2 protein-coding genes are annotated in these 1,409 nt (G+C 65.5%); both read left to right on the forward strand.

Annotation, left to right across the window (positions count from 1 at the left end; genetic code table 11):
* A partial coding sequence (locus tag ELR45_RS38895; protein ID WP_205857146.1) for a glycosyl hydrolase occupies positions 1 to 750 on the forward strand: 750 nt, incomplete at its 5' end.
* Positions 747 to 1,409, forward strand: a 663-nt coding sequence (locus ELR45_RS38900) for a sulfatase-like hydrolase/transferase (protein WP_205857147.1), incomplete at its 3' end; no start/stop codon positions are given. The genes ELR45_RS38895 and ELR45_RS38900, both read left to right, overlap by 4 nt.

A 1,409-nucleotide genomic window follows, 5' to 3' on the forward strand; every position in this document is an offset into this window, starting at 1 on the left:
CCCACCGGTGTTGCTCGGGACAAGCCCAACCATGACATCGCCCCGAAGGAATGGCTCGAGAGGTTGTTCCAGCTCGGCGGCCTGGACTACATGGACGCGTTGGCGATCCACACGTACAACTACCCGCACGAACCGGCGGACGTCACATCGCACATGAATGAGATCAAAGACCTGATCCGCGAATACAACGACGGTGAGCTGATCCCGATCTGGGTGACCGAACAAGGCTGGCCAACCTATACCGGTCCGCTGGGAGTCACCGAAGCCACCCAAGCCAGGTATGTCCCGCAGGCGCACGCGGTCGCGATGGCCACGGGCGTGGAGCGTTACTTCTACTACGAGTTCATGAACGACGTCGCCCAACCCGATCCGGCCATCCGTGGCGAGAACTTCGGCCTGGTCCACAACACCGACGAACCCGCCGGACGATGGACACCCAAGCCCGGGTACGTGACGTATGCGGTGACCACCCGGCAGCTGACCGGCACCGAGTTCGACCACATCGAACAACTCGGATCCGGCGCCTCCAGCTATGTCTTCAACCGCGCGAACGGTGACCAGACCCGGATGATGTGGGGCGACGGGAACGGCCAGATCAGGCTCACCATTCAGACCACCGAACCGGTCACCGTCACCAACCTGGTCGGCGTCAGCAGAACACTGACCCCGCACAACGGCCAGGTGACCATGACGCTCGACCGAGCCCCGAAGTATCTCACGGGCTCGAACCTCCAGGTCAGCGTCTCATGAGCCGGACAAACCGGCCGAACGTGTTGATGATTCAGGCCGATCAGTTCCGCTGGGACTGTCTGGGTGCCGCCGGGCATCCGGACGTGCGTACCCCGCACCTGGATCGGCTTGCCGCCGGCGGCGTCCGGTACCGGTCGGCGTTCTGCGCCCTGCCGGTCTGTACGCCGTCGCGGTACTCGATGCTCAGCGGCCTGTACCCGCACCAGCACGGGGCGTGGACCAATCACAGCACGCTCGCACCCGGCTTCGACACCTTCCCGCGGGCGCTCTCCCGTGCTGGCTACGACACCGCGGCCGTCGGCAAGATGCACTTCACGCCCACCTACCTCGACGTCGGGTATCAGCGGATGCAGCTCGCCGAGCAGCACGGCCCTGGCCGGTACGACGATGACTACCATCGCGATCTCCGCGCGGCCGGCCTCGCCCCCGTCGTCGACCTCACCGACCAAGAAGACCACCTCAGACCCTCGGCACCCGCGGACTACTGGGCCACCTTCGGCACCCAGCCCTCGGATCTGCCCGAGGAATGGCATTCCACGACGTGGATCGGCGACCGCGCCGTGCGGGAACTCGAGACCTGGAACCCCGACAGCGACCACGCCCTGCACGTCTCTTTCGTCAAGCCGCACCACCCGTTCGATCCGCCGCACCCGTGGGAC

This window comes from Phytoactinopolyspora endophytica (genome assembly GCF_004138495.1).
Taxonomy (GTDB): domain Bacteria; phylum Actinomycetota; class Actinomycetes; order Jiangellales; family Jiangellaceae; genus Phytoactinopolyspora; species Phytoactinopolyspora endophytica.